The 16,645-nt window shown below is 71.9% G+C and carries 14 protein-coding genes; 11 read left to right on the top strand and 3 right to left on the bottom strand.

Going from position 1 to position 16,645, the window contains the following annotated elements:
• Nucleotides 1-39 precede the first annotated feature (39 nt).
• The 8 genes from IL992_RS26180 to IL992_RS26145 all read left to right on the top strand — a co-directional run bounded on the left by IL992_RS26180 (nucleotide 40) and on the right by IL992_RS26145 (nucleotide 10,497).
• Entirely contained in the window at nucleotides 40-1,962 is a 1,923-nt protein-coding gene (locus tag IL992_RS26180; RefSeq protein ID WP_193206007.1) for a TIGR03960 family B12-binding radical SAM protein, read from the top strand.
• Nucleotides 1,963-2,056: 94 nt separating this feature from the next.
• Nucleotides 2,057-2,788: a TIGR03936 family radical SAM-associated protein gene (locus IL992_RS26175; RefSeq protein WP_193206006.1), complete on the top strand. Its 732-nt coding sequence runs from the start codon at nucleotides 2,057-2,059 to the stop codon at nucleotides 2,786-2,788.
• A gap of 103 nt (nucleotides 2,789-2,891) precedes the next feature.
• Nucleotides 2,892-5,831, top strand: coding sequence for an Rne/Rng family ribonuclease (locus IL992_RS26170; RefSeq protein ID WP_193206005.1), 2,940 nt, complete (start codon nucleotides 2,892-2,894; stop codon nucleotides 5,829-5,831).
• Between the two features lie 187 nt (nucleotides 5,832-6,018).
• Complete coding sequence (rplU, locus tag IL992_RS26165) at nucleotides 6,019-6,333, top strand: 50S ribosomal protein L21 (protein ID WP_030505848.1); 315 nt, start codon at nucleotides 6,019-6,021, stop codon at nucleotides 6,331-6,333.
• 45 nt (nucleotides 6,334-6,378) lie between these two features.
• Nucleotides 6,379-6,636 (top strand): 50S ribosomal protein L27, encoded by a 258-nt coding sequence (gene rpmA / locus IL992_RS26160; RefSeq protein WP_030505847.1) that lies wholly within the window; start codon nucleotides 6,379-6,381, stop codon nucleotides 6,634-6,636.
• Nucleotides 6,637-6,732: 96 nt separating this feature from the next.
• A complete protein-coding gene (obgE, locus tag IL992_RS26155; protein ID WP_193206004.1) occupies nucleotides 6,733-8,082 on the top strand; it encodes a GTPase ObgE in 1,350 nt (449 codons plus the stop codon).
• Nucleotides 8,083-8,095: 13 nt separating this feature from the next.
• Nucleotides 8,096-9,226, top strand: a complete 1,131-nt coding sequence (gene proB / locus IL992_RS26150) for a glutamate 5-kinase (RefSeq protein ID WP_319018828.1) — start codon at nucleotides 8,096-8,098, stop codon at nucleotides 9,224-9,226.
• Between the two features lie 14 nt (nucleotides 9,227-9,240).
• Entirely contained in the window at nucleotides 9,241-10,497 is a 1,257-nt protein-coding gene (locus IL992_RS26145) for a glutamate-5-semialdehyde dehydrogenase (RefSeq protein WP_193206003.1), read from the top strand.
• Nucleotides 10,498-10,500: 3 nt separating this feature from the next.
• On the opposite strand, the gene IL992_RS26140 is transcribed toward IL992_RS26145, so the two are convergent.
• Nucleotides 10,501-11,163, bottom strand: coding sequence for a LuxR C-terminal-related transcriptional regulator (locus IL992_RS26140; RefSeq protein ID WP_193206002.1), 663 nt, complete (start codon nucleotides 11,161-11,163; stop codon nucleotides 10,501-10,503).
• A gap of 227 nt (nucleotides 11,164-11,390) precedes the next feature.
• Between IL992_RS26140 and IL992_RS26135 the strand changes: the two genes are divergently transcribed.
• The gene (locus IL992_RS26135; RefSeq protein ID WP_404804787.1) at nucleotides 11,391-12,935 is read left to right on the top strand and encodes a serine/threonine-protein kinase; all 1,545 of its coding nucleotides are present in this window, start codon (nucleotides 11,391-11,393) and stop codon (nucleotides 12,933-12,935) included.
• Nucleotides 12,936-12,980: 45 nt separating this feature from the next.
• Here the strand turns inward: IL992_RS26135 and IL992_RS26130 are convergent, their stop codons facing one another.
• Nucleotides 12,981-13,991 (bottom strand): M48 family metallopeptidase, encoded by a 1,011-nt coding sequence (locus IL992_RS26130; RefSeq protein WP_404804786.1) that lies wholly within the window; start codon nucleotides 13,989-13,991, stop codon nucleotides 12,981-12,983.
• A gap of 113 nt (nucleotides 13,992-14,104) precedes the next feature.
• Here IL992_RS26130 and nadD point away from each other — a divergent pair, with 113 nt between their 5' ends.
• Nucleotides 14,105-14,716, top strand: a complete 612-nt coding sequence (nadD, locus tag IL992_RS26125; RefSeq protein WP_193205999.1) for a nicotinate-nucleotide adenylyltransferase — start codon at nucleotides 14,105-14,107, stop codon at nucleotides 14,714-14,716.
• A gap of 136 nt (nucleotides 14,717-14,852) precedes the next feature.
• Complete coding sequence (locus IL992_RS26120; protein WP_193205998.1) at nucleotides 14,853-15,323, top strand: hypothetical protein; 471 nt, start codon at nucleotides 14,853-14,855, stop codon at nucleotides 15,321-15,323.
• 26 nt (nucleotides 15,324-15,349) lie between these two features.
• Here IL992_RS26120 and IL992_RS26115 read toward each other — a convergent pair whose 3' ends face one another.
• Nucleotides 15,350-16,594: an MFS transporter gene (locus tag IL992_RS26115; protein ID WP_226873776.1), complete on the bottom strand. Its 1,245-nt coding sequence runs from the start codon at nucleotides 16,592-16,594 to the stop codon at nucleotides 15,350-15,352.
• Between the last annotated feature and the right edge of the window lie 51 nt (nucleotides 16,595-16,645).

Genomic DNA, 16,645 nt, shown 5'->3' with positions numbered 1-16,645 from the left:
TCCGCAGGGGCCACTCCCGGGAGCCGATACCCTGGATGCATGTCTGTCGAGTCGTTGTTTCCCCGCCTGGAGCCGCTGCTGCCCAAGGTGCAGAAGCCGATCCAGTACGTCGGGGGCGAGCTGAACTCGACGGTCAAGGACTGGGACGAGGCGACCGTCCGGTGGGCCCTGATGTACCCGGACGCCTACGAGGTCGGCCTGCCCAACCAGGGGGTGCAGATCCTCTACGAGATCCTCAACGAGCTGCCCGAGACGCTGGCGGAGCGCACCTACGCGGTGTGGCCCGACCTCGAGGCGCTCATGCGGTCCGAGGGCGTCCCGCAGTTCACCGTGGACGGGCACCGGCCGGTTCGCGCGTTCGACGTCCTCGGGGTGTCGTTCGCGACCGAGCTCGGCTACACGAACCTCCTCACCGCGCTCGACCTGGCGGGGATCCCGCTGGAGTCGGCGGACCGCACCGACGAGGACCCGATCGTGCTGGCGGGCGGCCACGCCGCGTTCAACCCGGAGCCCATCGCCGACTTCCTCGACGCCGCCGTGCTCGGCGACGGCGAGCAGATCGCCATCGCGATCTCCGAGGTGCTGCGCGAATGGAAGGCCGAGGGCTCGCCCGGCGGCCGCGACGAGCTGCTGATGCGCCTCGCCTCCACCGGCGGGGTGTACGTCCCGAAGTTCTATGACGTCGAGTACCACCCGGACGGCCGCATCATGCGCGTCGTCCCCAACCGCGACGGCGTGCCGACGCGCGTGTTCAAGCACACGGTCATGGACCTCGACGAGTGGCCGTACCCGAAGAAGCCGCTGGTCCCGCTCGCCGAGACCGTGCACGAGCGGTTCAGCGTCGAGATCTTCCGGGGCTGCACCCGGGGCTGCCGCTTCTGCCAGGCGGGGATGATCACCCGTCCGGTCCGGGAGCGGTCGATCACCACGATCGGCGACATGGTCGAGGCGGGGATCAGGGAGTCCGGCTTCAGCGAGGTCGGACTGCTGTCGCTGTCCAGCGCGGACCACTCCGAGATCGCCGACGTCACCAGGGGTCTCGCCGACCGCTACGAGGGCAGCCAGGTCGGCCTGTCCCTGCCGTCCACCCGGGTCGACGCGTTCAACATCGACCTGGCGAACGAGCTGTCCAGGAACGGCCGCCGTTCCGGGCTCACGTTCGCGCCCGAGGGCGGCTCCGAGCGGATGCGCAAGGTGATCAACAAGATGGTCACCGAGGAGGACCTGATCCGTACGGTCACCACCGCCTACTCCAACGGCTGGCGGCAGGTGAAGCTCTACTTCATGTGCGGGCTCCCGACCGAGGAGGACGAGGACGTCCTCGGCATCGCCGACCTGGCCAAGAAGGTCATCAAGGCGGGCCGCGAGGCGACGGGTTCGCGCGACATCCGCTGCACGGTCTCCATCGGCGGGTTCGTACCCAAGCCGCACACCCCGTTCCAGTGGGCCGCCCAGTGCGACCACGAGACGGTGGACCGCCGGCTGCGCGCGCTGCGCGACGACCTGCGCTCCGACAAGGAGTACGGCAGGGCCATCGGCTACCGCTACCACGACGGCAAGCCGTCGATCGTGGAGGGGCTGCTGTCGCGGGGCGACCGCCGGGTGGGCAGGGTCATCCGGGCCGTCTGGGAGGACGGCGGCCGGTTCGACGGCTGGAGCGAGCACTTCTCGTTCGAACGGTGGATGGCCGCGGCCGAGCGCGCCCTCGCCGACGAGCCGGTCGACGTGGACTGGTACACGACGCGTGAGCGGGACGAGCACGAGGTGCTTCCCTGGGACCACCTCGACGCCGGCCTCGACCGCGAGTGGCTGTGGCAGGACTGGCAGGACGCGCTCAACACGGTCGAGGTCGAGGACTGCCGCTGGACGCCCTGCTACGACTGCGGTGTCTGCCCCACGATGGGCACGGAGATCCAGATCGGCCCGACGGGCAGGAAACTGCTGCCACTCACCGTGATCTGACGCTCACGGCTTATTCTGAAAGACGATCGACCGACACCGGAAGGACGACGGAACTCTGAAACCCGTTCCCGACGGGCCCGCGCCCGAACCCACGGTGCAGCGCCTGCGCGTGCGCTACGCCAAGCGGGGCCGCCTGCGTTTCACCAGCCACCGCGACATCTCCCGCGCCGTCGAAAGGGCGGTGCGGCGAGCGGGTATTCCGGTGGCCTACAGCGCCGGCTTCAGCCCCCACCCGAAGATCTCCTACGCCGGCGCCGCCCCCACCGGAGTGGCGAGCGAGGCCGAGTATCTCGAGATCGGGGTGAACCGGCCGTGCGACCCGCGGCGGGTTCGCGACGACCTCGACGCCTCGCTGCCGCCCGGGCTGGACGTGCTCGACGTGGTGGAGGCGCGGGACGGGAACCTGGCCGACCGGCTGGAGGGCTCGATGTGGGAGCTGCGGCTCCCCGGGGCCGATCCGGGCGAGGCCGAGCGGGCGGTGAAGGAGTTCCTCTCGGCCGGCCTGGTGGAGGTCGAGCGCCTGACCAAGAAGGGAATGCGGCGGTTCGACGCCCGCCAGGCGGTGCGTTCGCTGGCCGTCGTGGAAGGGCCGGGAATTACGGCAGGTCAGGAGACCGTTCAACCGTGTGTCATACTTCGTATGGTTGTTCGGCACGAAACACCTGCCGTCCGGCCCGACGACGTGCTCATGGGTTTGCGTCTCGTGGCAGGCTTCGCGCCGCCGTCACCCGCAGCGGTGACCAGGCTGGCGCAGGGGCCGCTCGACGCGATGACCGGTGAGCCCGCCGACCCGTTCGCCTTCGACCGGGCAGGCGGAGACCTATAAGACTTGCCGCCGAGGCGCCGACAGGAAGCCCGGCGGACCGCGAGAGACGAGAGCCTCCGCGCGGCGCGGAAACGTGCCCGGAGGCTGACGGGAGAGCGCCCGCATGCTCGACAACGAGCCCACTGACGGGGCTATGAGCCTTGACGGTGACACGACAAGAGAAGAACGCGGCCAGGCCGGGGGAGACGTGGTTTCCTCCGGTCCGTCCGGCGTGTCCACGACCCCGCGCCGCCGGTCGGCGAGCCGCCCGGCCGGGCCTCCGCCCGAGCCGGACGACCTGCCGCCGCCGGTGACCACGGTGGCCGCGGCCAACAAGCCGAAGGCGGCCAAGAGCACCGTGGCCGCAGAGAGCACAGCCGAAAGCACCCTGCCGAAGGCAGCCGAGAGTACTGTGCCGAAGCCTGCAGAGCCCGCCGAGACCCCCGCGCAGGAGGAGCCGGTCGCGAAGGAACGGCCCAAGCGGGTCACCCGCCGCCGTACCAAGACCGCCGAGGTCCCGACCGCCGAGGCCCCCGCCGCCGAGGAGCCGGTTGCCGAGACTCCGCCGGCGGAGACGGTGACGGCCGCGGCGGGGACGGCTGTGGCGGAGACGGCGCCGGTCGCGGACGACGAGCCGGCCGCGCCCACCAGGCGTCGCCGGACCCGCAAGAGGACCGACGAGACCGAACCGTCCCCGGAGCAGGCGGAGAAGACGGCGCAGGCCGTTCAGGCCGAGGAGCCCGCCGCTCCGAAGCGCCGCCGCCGCGTCCGCGCCGAGGAGCCGGAGCCGGAACGATCCAGGGTGATGAGCGCCGCCGAGGCGGAGGTCGCCGCCGCGCTGCGGCTCAACCTCCCCGACGAGGAGCCGCTGGACGACGAGCCGCTCGACATCGAGGACGTCGACTTGGAAGACGTCGACACCGAGGAGGACGGCGGGCGGCCGGACGTGGTGGCCGACCCCTTCGGTCTGTCCGTGCGGCAGCCGTCCGTGCCCTCGGTGACCTTCCAGGCGCCGTCGGCGCTGTTCCAGCCGCTCTTCCAGGCCCCCGACCCGTTCGCTGTGCCCGCGCAGAGGCCGGCGTCGCCCGCGGCCGAGCCGGTGGCGGCCGAGGACGAGGAGGCGGAGGAGCCGGAGGAGACGGCCGAGTCCGGCGAGGACGAGTCCGAGGCCGAGGGCGGCACCCGCAGGCGGCGCCGCCGCAGGGGCGGACGCGGACGCGGTACCCGTGCCAGGGACGGCGAGGACGGCGAGGAGCAGGAGAGCGAGGGCGAGGAGCCGCACGCCGCGTCGGCGGAGGAGGACGACCGCGAGCAGGCGGAGGACGACTCCGAGGGACAGGCCGGCACCAGGCGCCGTCGTCGCCGCCGTCGCCGTGGCACCGAGGAGGCCGAACTGGCCCCCGACGACCCGCCGAACACCGTCGTCCGCATCCGGGCGCCCCGCGCCACCAGGTCCACCTCCGTGGACGAGGTCCAGGGCGTACGGGGATCGACCCGGCTGGAGGCCAAGAAGCAGCGCCGCCGTGAGGGCCGTGAGCTGGGCCGCCGCCGTCCCCCGATCATCACCGAGTCGGAGTTCCTGGCCCGGCGCGAGTCGGTCGAGCGGATCATGGTCGTGCGCCGCCAGGGCGGCCGCACCCAGATCGCGGTGCTCGAGGACGGCATCCTCGTCGAGCACTACGTCGACCGGGAGTCCAGCCAGTCGTACGTCGGCAACGTCTACCTCGGCAAGGTCCAGAACGTGCTGCCCTCGATGGAGGCGGCGTTCGTGGACATCGGCAAGGGCCGCAACGCCGTGCTGTACGCCGGCGAGGTGAACTTCGACACCGCGGGGCTGGAGGGTCAGCCCAAGCGGATCGAGGCGGCGCTGAAGTCCGGGCAGTCGGTGCTCGTCCAGGTCACCAAGGACCCGATCGGTCACAAGGGCGCCAGGCTGACCTCGCAGATCAGCCTCCCCGGCCGCTACCTGGTCTACGTGCCGGACGGCTCGATGACCGGGATCAGCCGCAAGCTGCCCGACAAGGAGCGGGCCCGGCTCAAGCAGATCCTCCGCAAGGTCATGCCGGAGAACGCGGGCGTCATCGTGCGCACCGCCGCGGAGGGCGCCTCGGAGGAGGAGCTCAGCCGCGACGTCGCCCGGTTGTCGGCCCAGTGGGAGAACATCCAGCGCAAGGCCAAGTCGGCCAGCCCGCCGGAACTGCTGTCCGGCGAGCCCGACCTGACCATCCGGGTGGTCCGCGACGTCTTCAACGAGGACTTCAGCTCCCTGGTCGTCGAGGGCGACGAGGCGTGGACGACGGTGGATGAGTACGTCCGCTATGTCGCCCCGCACCTGGCCGAGCGGCTGTCGAAGTGGGAGGAGGAGACCGACGCGTTTTCCGCCTACCGCATCGACGAGCAGATCGCCAAGGCGATGGAGCGCAAGGTGTGGCTGCCGTCCGGCGGCTCCCTGGTGATCGACCGGACCGAGGCGATGACTGTCGTCGACGTCAACACCGGCAAGTTCACCGGGCAGGGCGGCAACCTCGAGGAGACCGTCACCCGCAACAACCTGGAGGCGGCCGAGGAGATCGTCCGCCAGCTCAGGCTGCGGGACATCGGCGGCATCATCGTGATCGACTTCATCGACATGGTCTTGGAGAGCAACCGCGACCTGGTGCTCCGGCGGCTGCTGGAGTGCCTGGCGCGGGACCGGACCAAGCACCAGGTGGCCGAGGTCACCTCGCTGGGTCTGGTGCAGATGACGCGCAAGCGGGTCGGCCAGGGCCTGCTGGAGGCGTTCTCCACGCCGTGCGAGTGCTGCCACGGGCGCGGGATCATCGTGTCGACCGAACCGGTCGAGGCGAAGCCCGAGCCGCGCGGCACGCAGGGCAAGATGGCCATCGAGAAGGCGGTGGCCGAGAAGCTGGCGACGAGCGAGGGCTCCGTCGCCGCGGCGTCGGGCTCGGTGCGCGAGAGCGTCACCGACGCCATCGACGCCGAACCCACCAACCCCGACGAGGGTGACGGCTCCGCGTCGTCTTCCCGGGGACGGCGACGTTCCCGCAGGAAGACGGCGGAGTAACGACTTCGTCACCCGGCGGTCCGCTCGGTTCGACCTGGGTACCGGATATCCGGTACCCTAGTCAACCGGTGCGCCTGGTGTCGGCGTGCCTGGCTTCGCGCGCCTGCCCGGATCGCCGGTCGTGTATCGACAGCAGCTGGATGCGGGGCGCGGCATCTCAGCATTTAGCCAGTAGAAGGGTTCCGCGGTGTACGCGATCGTTCGTTGCGGCGGCAGGCAGCAGAAGGTCTCCGTCGGGGACGTCCTCGAGGTGGACAAGGTCGCCGGAGAGGTTGGCTCCTCGGTGTCGCTGCCGGCGGTGCTCGTCGTCAACGACGGCGATGTCACCACCGACGCCGCCACGCTTTCCCGGTTCCAGGTGACCGCCGAGATCCTCGGCGAGACCAAGGGGCCGAAGATCCGGATTCTGAAGTACAAGAACAAGACCGGATACAAGAAGCGCCAGGGTCACCGCCAGCGGTACACCCAGGTCAAGGTCACCGGCATCAACCCCGGACAGTAGTTTCCCGGGGGACGACCCCCGCTTACCCCCGAAAGGGAGTGAATCATGGCACACAAGAAGGGCGCCTCGTCCACCCGGAACGGCCGTGACTCGAACGCTCAGCGCCTCGGTGTGAAGCGTTTCGGCGGTCAGCTGGTGAACGCCGGCGAGATCATCGTCCGTCAGCGCGGCACGCACTTCCACCCCGGCGACAACGTCGGCCGCGGTGGCGACGACACGCTGTTCGCCCTGGCCACGGGCCGGGTGCAGTTCGGCACCAAGCGCGGTCGCCGCGCGGTGAGCATCGTCCCGGCCGCGGAGTAGATCCGCCCCGGACACCAACAAGCAGCGCGATGAGGCGGATCGAGCATTCGGTCCGCCTCATTCGTTTTTCCATACAGCAGTGAGGGGGAGCGGCTGATGGCCGACTTCGTGGACCACGTCGTCCTGCACATCAAGGCGGGTGACGGGGGCAACGGCTGCGCCTCCATCCACCGGGAGAAGTTCAAGCCGCTGGGCGGGCCCGACGGCGGCAACGGCGGACGCGGCGGCGACGTCATCCTGGAGGTGGATCCCAACACCTCCACCCTGCTGGAGTACCACCACCGGCCGCACCGCCGGGCGGGCAACGGCAAGCAGGGCATGGGCTCCAACAGGGACGGCGCCAACGGCGAGGACGTCGTCCTGCCGGTGCCCAACGGCACGGTCGTGAAGGACGCCGGGACCGGCGAGGTGCTGGTCGACCTGGTCGGCGCCGGCACCCGGTACGTCGCCGCCCAGGGCGGCTTCGGCGGCCTCGGCAACGCCGCGCTGGCCAACGCCAAGCGCAAGGCCCCCGGGTTCGCGCTGCTCGGCGAGCCGGGTGACGAGGCCGAGATCGTGCTCGAACTCAAGACCGTCGCCGACGTCGCGCTGGTCGGGTTCCCCAACGCGGGCAAGTCGTCCCTGATCGCGGCGCTCTCCGCGGCCCGCCCCAAGATCGCCGACTATCCGTTCACGACGCTCATCCCGAACCTCGGCGTGGTGACGGCGGGCGAGACGGTCTTCACGGTCGCCGACGTGCCGGGGCTCATCCCGGGGGCGTCCGAGGGCCGGGGGCTCGGTCACGAGTTCCTCCGGCACGTCGAGCGCTGCTCGACGATCGTGCACGTGCTCGACTGCGCGACGATCGAGCCTGGGCGCGACCCGGTCACCGACTACGAGGTGATCGAGGCCGAGCTCGCGGCGTACGGGTCGCTGCAGGACCGGCCGCGACTGGTCGCACTGAACAAGGTGGACGTCCCCGACGGCCGGGACCTGGCCGACATCGTCACGCCCATGCTGGAGGAGCGCGGCCTGCGCGTCTTCGAGATCTCCGCGGCCAGCCACGAGGGCCTGCGGTCCCTGGCGTACGCGATGGCGGAGATGGTGGCGGCGGCGCGGGCGCAGGCCCCGGTGGAGGAGCCCACGCGGCTGGTCATCCGGCCCAGGCAGCTCGGCGAGACCGGGTTCGCCGTACGCCGGATCGACGAGAACCGTTTCCAGGTGACCGGCGAGAAGCCCGAGCGGTGGATCCGCCAGACCGACTTCTCCAACGACGAGGCCGTCGGCTACCTGGCCGACCGGCTCGAACGGCTCGGCGTGGAGGGGGAGCTGATCAAGGCCGGCGCGACGGCCGGCGCCGAGGTGATCATCGGTCCGATGGAGGGCGGCTACGTCTTCGACTGGCAGCCGTCGCAGGGCACGGAGGCGACCATGGGCCCGCGTGGCACCGACGCGAGGCTCGGCTGATCGGGGAGATGACGTGACTGGCAGGGAGCGGATTCGCGAGGCCGCACGGCTGGTGGTCAAGGTGGGGTCGTCGTCGCTGACGACGTCCCGGGGCACGATCGACGTCGACCGGGTGGACGCGCTGGTGGACGTGCTGGCGGCCCGGCGCACGGCCGGCACGCAGATCGTGCTCGTGTCGTCCGGCGCGATCGCCGCCGGGCTCGGGCCGTTAGGGCTGCGCGACCGGCCGAAGGATCTGGCCACCCAGCAGGCGGCCGCCTCGGTCGGGCAGGGCGTGCTGGTGGCCCGCTACACCTCGTCCTTCGCCAGGTATGGCCTGCGGGTGGGACAGGTGCTGCTGACGGCCGACGACATGATGCGCCGCTCCCACCACCGCAACGCCCAGCGGACGCTGGCCCGGCTGCTCGAACTCGGCATCGTCCCCGTGGTCAACGAGAACGACACGGTGGCCACCGACGAGATCCGGTTCGGCGACAACGACCGGCTCGCGGCGCTGGTGGCCCATCTCACCCACGCCGACGGCATGGTGCTGCTGTCGGACGTCGACGCGTTGTACGACGGCGACCCGCGCAGGGACGGCGCCCAGCGGATCGCCGAGGTCCGGGGGCCCGAGGACCTGGAAGGCGTCGAGCTGGGCACCTCAGGCCGAGTCGGCACCGGCGGCATGATCACCAAGGTGGAGGCGGCCCGCATCGCCACCGGGGCGGGCGTCCCGGTCGTGCTCACCGCGGCGGCGCACGCGGCGCAGGCGCTCGCCGGGGCCGACATCGGCACCTGCTTCCATCCGGGGGGCCGTCACCCCGGCACCCGGCTGCTGTGGCTGGCCCACGCGACGACCGGCCGGGGCCGCCTGCACCTGGACGCGGGCGCGGTCGAGGCCGTGGTCGAACGGCGCAAGTCGCTGCTGCCCGCCGGAGTCGTGAAGGTCGAGGGCGACTTCGCCGCGGGCGACCCGGTCGACCTGTGCGCGCCGTGGGGCGCCGTCGTCGCCCGCGGTCTGGTCAACTATGACGCGGGGGAGGTCCCCGACCTGCTCGGCCGCTCCACCAGGGAGCTGGCCAGCACACTCGGCCCGGAGTACGAGCGCGAGCTGATCCACCGGGACGACATCGTGATATTGGAGCCTGTTCACCACCACAAGTGACGGAGCGCGAGGCAATGTCTGAGGCAGAGGAATTTCGCAAGGTCGCGCGGGCGGCGAGGGACGCCGCGACGGTGCTCGCGCCGATGCCGCGCGCGCCGAAGGACGCGGCGCTGCGTGCCGTGGCCGACGCCCTGGAGGCGGCCACGGACGAGATCGTCGCGGCCAACGCCGTGGACGTGGAGCGGGCCAGGGAGAACGGCACCTCCGAGGCGATGATCGACCGGCTGCGGCTCGACGCCCGCCGGATCGCCACGATCGCGGCGGCCGTCCGCCAGGTGGCCGACCTGCCCGACCCGGTCGGCGAGGTCGTGCGCGGCAGCACGCTGCCCAACGGCCTGGAGCTGCGTCAGGTGCGGGTGCCCCTCGGCGTCATCGGCATCATCTACGAGGGCCGGCCCAACGTGACCGTGGACGCGGCCGCGCTGTGCCTCAAGAGCGGCAACGGCGTGCTGCTGCGTGGGTCGTCCAGCGCGTACTCCTCCAACACGGCGCTGGTGCGGGTCATGCAGGAGGCGCTGGCGGCGACCGAGGTGCCCGCGGACGCCGTGCAGCTCGTGCCGGGCCAGACCCGCGAGTCGGTCAAGCACCTGATGCGTGCCCGCGGGCTGGTGGACGTGCTGATCCCGCGCGGCGGCGCCTCGCTGATCAACAGCGTGGTCGAGGAGTCGACCGTGCCGGTGATCGAGACCGGGGTGGGCAACTGTCACGTGTACGTGGACGCCGACGCCGACATCGACACCGCCCTGAAGATCCTGGTGAACGCCAAGGCGCAGCGGCCCTCGGTCTGCAACGCGGCCGAGACGCTTCTCGTGCACGCCGCCATCGCCGACGAGTTCGTCCCCAGGGCGCTGACGGCGCTGAAGGACGCGGGCGTGACCGTCCACGGGGACGAGCGGGTGCGGGCCTACGGCACCGACGTCGTGGCCGCCACCGAGGAGGACTTCACCACCGAGTACCTCTCGCTCGACATCGCCGCCGCCGTCGTCGACTCGCTGGACGACGCGGTCGCGCACATCCGCACGTACGGCTCCGCCCACACCGACGCCATCGTGACCCGCTCCCAGCAGGCCGCCCGCAGGTTCGTGGCGACCGTGGACTCGGCGGCGGTCGCGGTGAACGCCTCGACCCGGTTCACCGACGGCGGGGAGTTCGGCTTCGGGGCGGAGATCGGCATCTCCACGCAGAAGCTGCACGCCCGGGGCCCGATGGGGCTGCCGGAGCTCACCTCCACCAAGTGGATCTACACCGGCGAGGGTCACGTACGGGTCTGACCGTCAGACGCGGGCGAACACGGGACGCGAGCCGAGGCCCGCGTCCCTGGCCCGCAGGGCCGCGTCCACCCGGCTGGGCGCGGCCAGCTTCGTCAGCACATTGCTCACGTGGTTGCGCACGGTCTTGGTGGCCAGGCACAGCTCGCGGGCGATCTCGGCGTTGGACCTGCCGTCGGCCAGCCGTTCCAGGATCTCGTGCTCCCGCTGGGTGAGGCCGGGGAACGGGCTGCGGACCTGCGGCGTGGTGAGACGGTCGAGGAGCCGGGGCGCCAGCCCGCCGCCGAAGACCACCTGCCCGAGCGCCACGGACCGGACCGCCGCGGCGATCTCCGCGGGCCCCGATCCCTTCAGCAGGTAGCCGGACGCGCCGGCGCGCAGCGCGCCCAGGAAGCCCGCCTCGCCGTCGTCGGCGCCCAGCGCGAGCACCCGTACGGCGGGGCAGCGGCGGCGCAGGGAGCCGAGGGCGCCCAGCATCGCCAGGTCGGCAAGCAGCACCTGCGGCGACAGCCTCACGCACAGGCGCAGGGCGTCGAGGTCGTCGCAGGCGGTGCCGACGACGGAGAGGTCGGCCGCCTGCTCCAGGGCGTACCGGATCCCCTCGACGAACAGCGGGTGATCGTCGGCGACCACGATGGTGATCGCGCCGGAGGAGTCAGTCATCGTCATCTGTCTTCGTCTCGCCGGTGTCAGCGCGGCCGGCGGTCCGGCCGGTGTGTCGATGAACAGACTGCCGGGGCGCGCTTGTGGGCCGGTTGGCATCGGCTTGTACGCGATCCGAACGGCGCGCCTCCCCCTATTGGGGCGGCCGGGCCGCTATGGTTGGCGCTCCTATGGCTGGACGTCTCGGGCGGGTCGGCCCCTACGCGCTTCTAGAGCGGCTGGGCCGGGGTGGCATGGGTGAGGTGTACCTCGCCGTCGGCCGCCGGAGCGACCGCGTCGCGGTGAAGATGCTCCGCGACCCCATCGAGAACGACCCCGACGCCCGATTACGCCTCGAACGCGAGGTGCGGGCGCTGCGCCGGGTCGAGAGCCCGTACGTCGCCCAGGTGCTCGACGCCGACCTGTCCGGCGACCGGCCGTACCTCGTCATGGAGTACATCGAGGGGGAGAACCTCCTCGACGCCGTACGGCGCCGCGGGCCGCTGTCGGAGTCCCGGCTCATCGCGCTTGCGCAGGGCCTCGCGTCGGCTTTGGCGATCATCCACGCGGCGGGGGTGGTGCATCGCGACGTCAAGCCGGCCAACGTCCTGCTGGGCGAGGACGGGCCGGTGCTGATCGACTTCGGCATCGCGCAGGTGCTCGACGCGACGCGGGTCACGATGACCGGGACGTTCCTCGGCACGCCCGGCTACTGCGCCCCGGAGGTCTTCGCCGACGAGACCGTGGGGGAGCCCGCGGACGTGCACGGCTGGGCCGCCACGGTGGCGTTCGCCGCCACCGGACGGCCGACCTTCGGCCGGGGGACCGCCCAGTCGCAGATGTACGCGGTGCTGAACGGCAAGGCCGACCTGGTGGGGGTGCCCGCCGCCCTGCTGCCGCTTGTCCGCGCCGCCCTGCACCGCGACCCCGCCCGCCGCCCGACCGCCGCGTTGCTGGCCGATCGCCTGTCCCGGCTCGCTCGGGCCGCCGGGGAGTCCTCCCGCGCGCCGGGTGAGCCGTCCGTCGCCGAGGCCACCACGCGTGCGCCCGCGGAGGCGGCCCGGACGCGTGTGGCGGCCGACGCCAAGCCGGTGGCAAGGAAGGCCGCCAAGACGGAGGAGAAGCCGGTCAGGAAGGGCGCAGAGACCACGGTGCGGGAGCCGGCGAAGGCGGCCGAGCGGGCCGCCCGGCGTGGCGGCCCCGGCTCCGCCGCACGCCCCCGGCGGGAGAGGGCGGCCACGGCCCTCGCCGCCGCGCCGGAGGGGGCGGAAGGGGCGCTCGGCATCCCGACCGGGAACGCCGCCCTGGTTCTGGTCGCGCTGCTCGCCGTTCCGTGCGTGGTGGCGTCGGTGGTCTACCCGCTCGCCACCTTCGCGATCACGTCGGCCCTCGCGGTGGTGATCAGGGCCGTGTGGACCAGCCACTGGCTCGTGCGCAGCCGCGATCCCGGTCGCGCCCGCGCCTGCCTGCGGGCGCTGTCGTTCCCGCTCACGCTGGCCGGCTCGCTGCTGTCGGCCGTCGTGTGGCCGGGGCTGCCCGCCGCCGCGGCGGCGTTCGCGGCGCTGTGGGTGGGCGCCGGGGCACGCCTGGAGCCCGAGTGGTGGTCTCAGCCGGTGCCCGTCACGATCGCCGGCGTCGCGTTCGGCGTCGTCAGCGGTGCGATCATCGGCCGGGAGATCGAGCGCGCGGGCGCGGCCATTCCCGGCCTGCGGCGGGAGGGCCTGCGCGCGCTCGCCGTTCTGGGTGGCTTCGTCGCGCTCTGCGCCGCAGCCGTCCGTGCCGTGGCCTTCTTCTTCTAGTGGTCGTGGCCGTGCCGGGCCGGCCCGGTGCTCGATTCTCGCGGCTCAGTTCTCGCGCCGGGCGAAACGGTTGAAGATGCGCTCGCCGGCGTTGACCGCGCCCTCGGCTACGTCGCGCAGCACGCCGATGAACGGGTCCTGCGACTGCGCCCAGGACTCGCGGTAGGAGTTGGCCGCCGCCTTGATCTCGTCGGTGATGCTGGCGTTGGCGTCGTCCTCGCGGCGGGGGTAGGTGCCGGCGATGATCCGGTCGTACTCTCCGCCGCGACGCCAGCGGTCGAGTTCGGCGACGCGGGTCACCGCGAACGGGTGGGTCGTGCCGAGCATGTTGAGGACCTTGAGGAGGCCGTCGCGCACGTCGCCCGCGGTGTCGTACTCCCTGGCCTGGTCGAGGAACGCCTCGATGTTCATCTCGTGCAGGCGGGAGCCGCCGGCGAGCTTCATGAGCGCACGCAGCGCGGCGTCGGGGTCCTGTCCGGCGAGCAGGCCGCCGCGGTCGGCGGACATCTCCGCCTTGCGCTGCCATTCCTCCAGGGCGGCGACGATGACCCGCAGGCCGATGTAGCCGAGCGGGATCCAGGCCACCCGGGTGGCCAGGCGGGTCAGGATCGCGAGCATCGTGCCGTAGACGGCGTGGCCCGACAGGATGTGCGAGGTCTCGTGGCCGATGACGAAGCGCAGTTCCTCCTCGTCCATGAGGTCGAGCAGCCCCGTCGAGACGATGATGAACGGCTCGTCGAAACCGATCGCCATCGCGTACGCCTTCGGGTCCTGCTGCACGTAGATCTCGGGGATCCGGTGCAGGTCGAGGATGTAGGCGCTGTCGCGGCCCATGTCGTGCAGGGCGCGGAACTGGGTGTCGGTCGTGCGCACCGCGGAGGCCAGGAACATCAGGCGGAGCCTGCGCTCGCTGAACAGGCCGGACGTGCGCTTGAGTACCGCGTCGAATCCGGAGAGCGAACGCATCGCGACCAGCGCGGAACGGTCGGCGGGGTGTTCGTAGGCTCGCGAGCTGATGCCGGGCAGCTGCACGCGATTGCGATCGGGAGTGGTCATGTTCCGCATGCTATGTCTCACGGGCCGGACGCGCGCGGACGCCGCGGGGAGCCCGTCCGTCACCGGAGGGCCGGTTTCCGGTGTGGTCCGGTAGGGGCGTTATCGTCCGTTGCATGCGTAACGGGACGGCGATCCGGCGACTGGGCGTGATGGGCGGGACCTTCGACCCGATCCACCACGGCCACCTGGTGGCGGCCAGCGAGGTGGCCCACCACTTCAACCTGGACGAGGTGGTGTTCGTCCCGACCGGCCGGCCATGGCAGAAGGCCGAGCAGAACGTGTCCTCCTCGGAGGACCGCTACCTGATGACGGTGATCGCCACCGCGTCGAACCCCCGCTTCTCGGTCAGCCGCGTGGACATCGACCGGCCCGGCCCCACGTACACGATCGACACGCTGCGTGACGTCAGCGCGGCGTACGGCCCGGACGTGGAGCTGTACTTCATCACCGGCGCCGACGCGCTCGCGCAGATCCTGAGCTGGCGCGACGTCGACGAGCTGTTCACCATCGCGCACTTCGTCGGCTGCACCCGGCCCGGTCACACGCTCCAGGACCCCGGCCTGCCGGCGGGCAAGGTCAGCCTGATCGAGATTCCGGCCCTGGCGATCTCCTCCTCCGAGTGCCGCGATCGCGTGGCCGCCGGCGAGCCCATCTGGTATCTGGTCCCCGACGGCATCGTGCAGTACATCAACAAGCGCGGCCTCTACCGAGACCCGGCGTACTGACCGGCGCCCATGTCCGCCGCGACTCGGGCGGCGGACAAGCGCAACCTCCCTGAAAGCCGATCGCAAGAGGCCTGTCCCAGACTGCCCTCGCCGGTGAACGCGGCGAATGCGGGCTTCTCAGGAGAGGGTGTATTCCATGGCCGTCAAGTCTTCCAGTGGACGCACGATCGCTGCTCTGACCGTCGGTGTGCTCGCCGGGTCCCTCTTCGCGGCGGGCGGCATCGCCGCCGCGTCCTCGGACTCCGACGTCATCCACGCCTGCGTCAGGAACAGATCGGGCGACGTACGCATCGTCGCCGAGACGACCACGTGCAGGACCGGCGAACGCAAGCTTTCGTGGAACGAGAACCTCTCGCAGGGACCGGCCGACCCGGTCAAGCCGAGCGTCCTGACTGCGGACTTCAACTTCCCCGGCAGGGGGCACAAGTTCCTCTACTGCCCCAGCGGGAAGACCGCGACGGGCGGAGGATTCCTCTTCGACGAGACCGGGGAGACCGGCCGGGAGATCATCGCGAGTGTTCCTTCCGCGGGCAAGGAGGACACGCCGAATGGCTGGCTGGTCATCGCCAGGAAGGCCAGGGGCAAGGTCTACGTGGTCTGTGTCTGATGTCCGCTCGGCAGGGCTCGGGAGTCCTATCGGCCGGCGTCAGGCGACCGGGAGCTCGTCGTGGCCGCCGGTGATCGTCGCGCTCCGTCTGACCGCGGGCGTCCAGGGCACACGCCGCACGCAACGGCGAGCGCGCCGGCGATCGCCGCCGCGTACAGCACCGGACGGTAGGAGGTCAGGGCGAGGAGCCCGGCGCCGAGCGCCATCCCCACAGCGGTCGGGACGAACAGCACGCTGTTGGCGGTCGCGGACACCGTGGCCAGCAGGTCGCGGGGCGCGATCCGCTGTACGGCGGTGAAGGCGGCGACCAGCACCCAGGGCAGCCCCAGCCCCGACAGCAGGCTCGCCGCCGTCACGACGGGCTCCCAGGGGACCGCACGCAGGGCCACCGAGACGGCGAAGAGGAGTCCTCCGGCGGCGGACAGCCGTGCCTCGCCGGCCCGGCGCAGCAACGGCCCCGCGATCAGGCCGCCGAGGACCGTGCCGCCGCCCTGGACCGCGGACAGCACGCCGGTGAAGGCCGGCTCCCGGTGCAGGCCGTGGTCGACCACGGCGAAGACGATTGCTCCGTTGACGCCGGAGACCAGCATCAGCGCCGCGCCGGACAGCACGAGGCGGCGCAGGAGCGGGTCGCGGAACAGGAAGCGCGCCCCCTCCGCCGTCCGGGCGACCCAGCCACGCGTCACTCGGGCGCGCCGGGCGGAGGCGGCCGGCAGGCGCAGCGTGCCGAGCAGCCAGGCGCCGGCCGCGAAGGTGGCCGCGTCGAGCGCGACCACCGCGTCGCCGCCCGCGGCGGCGAACAGCCCGGCGCCCAGCAGGGGCGCGGCGAGACGGGTGCCCTCCGACGCGCTCATGCGCAGCCCGTTGACCTCGGCCAGCAGCGTCTCCGGCACGGCCGCGGGCAAAACGGCCGCCTCCGCCGCGTCGAGCACGACGAAGCTCACGCCGTAGAGCAGGAGCACCGCGAACAGCAGCCAGACCTGCGCGGGGGAGCGGACCAGGAAGAGCAGGCAGAGCGCCGCGCCCATCACGACGTTGGTCCAGACGAGCACGGGCCGGGGGCCGAGGACGTCGGTCACCGCGCCGAGCACCGGCCCGGCCGCCGTCGGCGCCCAGAAGCAGAAGGAGGCGAGGCCGGCGAGGCTGTCGGAGCCGGTCAGCGACTTCACCCAGATGCCCGCGACCAGGGACATGGCCATGGTGCCGAAACCGGAGACCACGACGGCGCTCAGGTAACGGCGGGCGTTGCGGTCGGCGAGGGCGGCTCTCATGCCGGGGATCATCGCGGCAGCCGACCCCCAAGTCAATGCTTGGGTGTTGTG

Origin of the sequence: Microbispora sitophila (assembly GCF_014892245.1) — a bacterium.
GTDB lineage: Bacteria > Actinomycetota > Actinomycetes > Streptosporangiales > Streptosporangiaceae > Microbispora > Microbispora siamensis.
Note: the sequence above shows the minus strand (reverse complement) of the source record. Positions and strands in the feature narration are given on the sequence as shown.

Coding starts and splice junctions, on each gene's coding strand:
- IL992_RS26180 (WP_193206007.1), top strand. CDS start 40: ATGTCTGTCGAGTCGTTGTTTCCCCGCCTGGAGCCGCTGCTGCCCAAG.
- IL992_RS26170 (WP_193206005.1), top strand. CDS start 2,892: ATGCTCGACAACGAGCCCACTGACGGGGCTATGAGCCTTGACGGTGAC.
- rpmA (WP_030505847.1), top strand. CDS start 6,379: ATGGCACACAAGAAGGGCGCCTCGTCCACCCGGAACGGCCGTGACTCG.
- obgE (WP_193206004.1), top strand. CDS start 6,733: ATGGCCGACTTCGTGGACCACGTCGTCCTGCACATCAAGGCGGGTGAC.
- IL992_RS26145 (WP_193206003.1), top strand. CDS start 9,241: ATGTCTGAGGCAGAGGAATTTCGCAAGGTCGCGCGGGCGGCGAGGGAC.
- IL992_RS26140 (WP_193206002.1), bottom strand. CDS start 11,163: ATGACGATGACTGACTCCTCCGGCGCGATCACCATCGTGGTCGCCGAC.
- IL992_RS26135 (WP_404804787.1), top strand. CDS start 11,391: ATGGGTGAGGTGTACCTCGCCGTCGGCCGCCGGAGCGACCGCGTCGCG.
- IL992_RS26130 (WP_404804786.1), bottom strand. CDS start 13,991: ATGACCACTCCCGATCGCAATCGCGTGCAGCTGCCCGGCATCAGCTCG.
- nadD (WP_193205999.1), top strand. CDS start 14,105: ATGCGTAACGGGACGGCGATCCGGCGACTGGGCGTGATGGGCGGGACC.
- IL992_RS26120 (WP_193205998.1), top strand. CDS start 14,853: ATGGCCGTCAAGTCTTCCAGTGGACGCACGATCGCTGCTCTGACCGTC.
- IL992_RS26115 (WP_226873776.1), bottom strand. CDS start 16,594: ATGAGAGCCGCCCTCGCCGACCGCAACGCCCGCCGTTACCTGAGCGCC.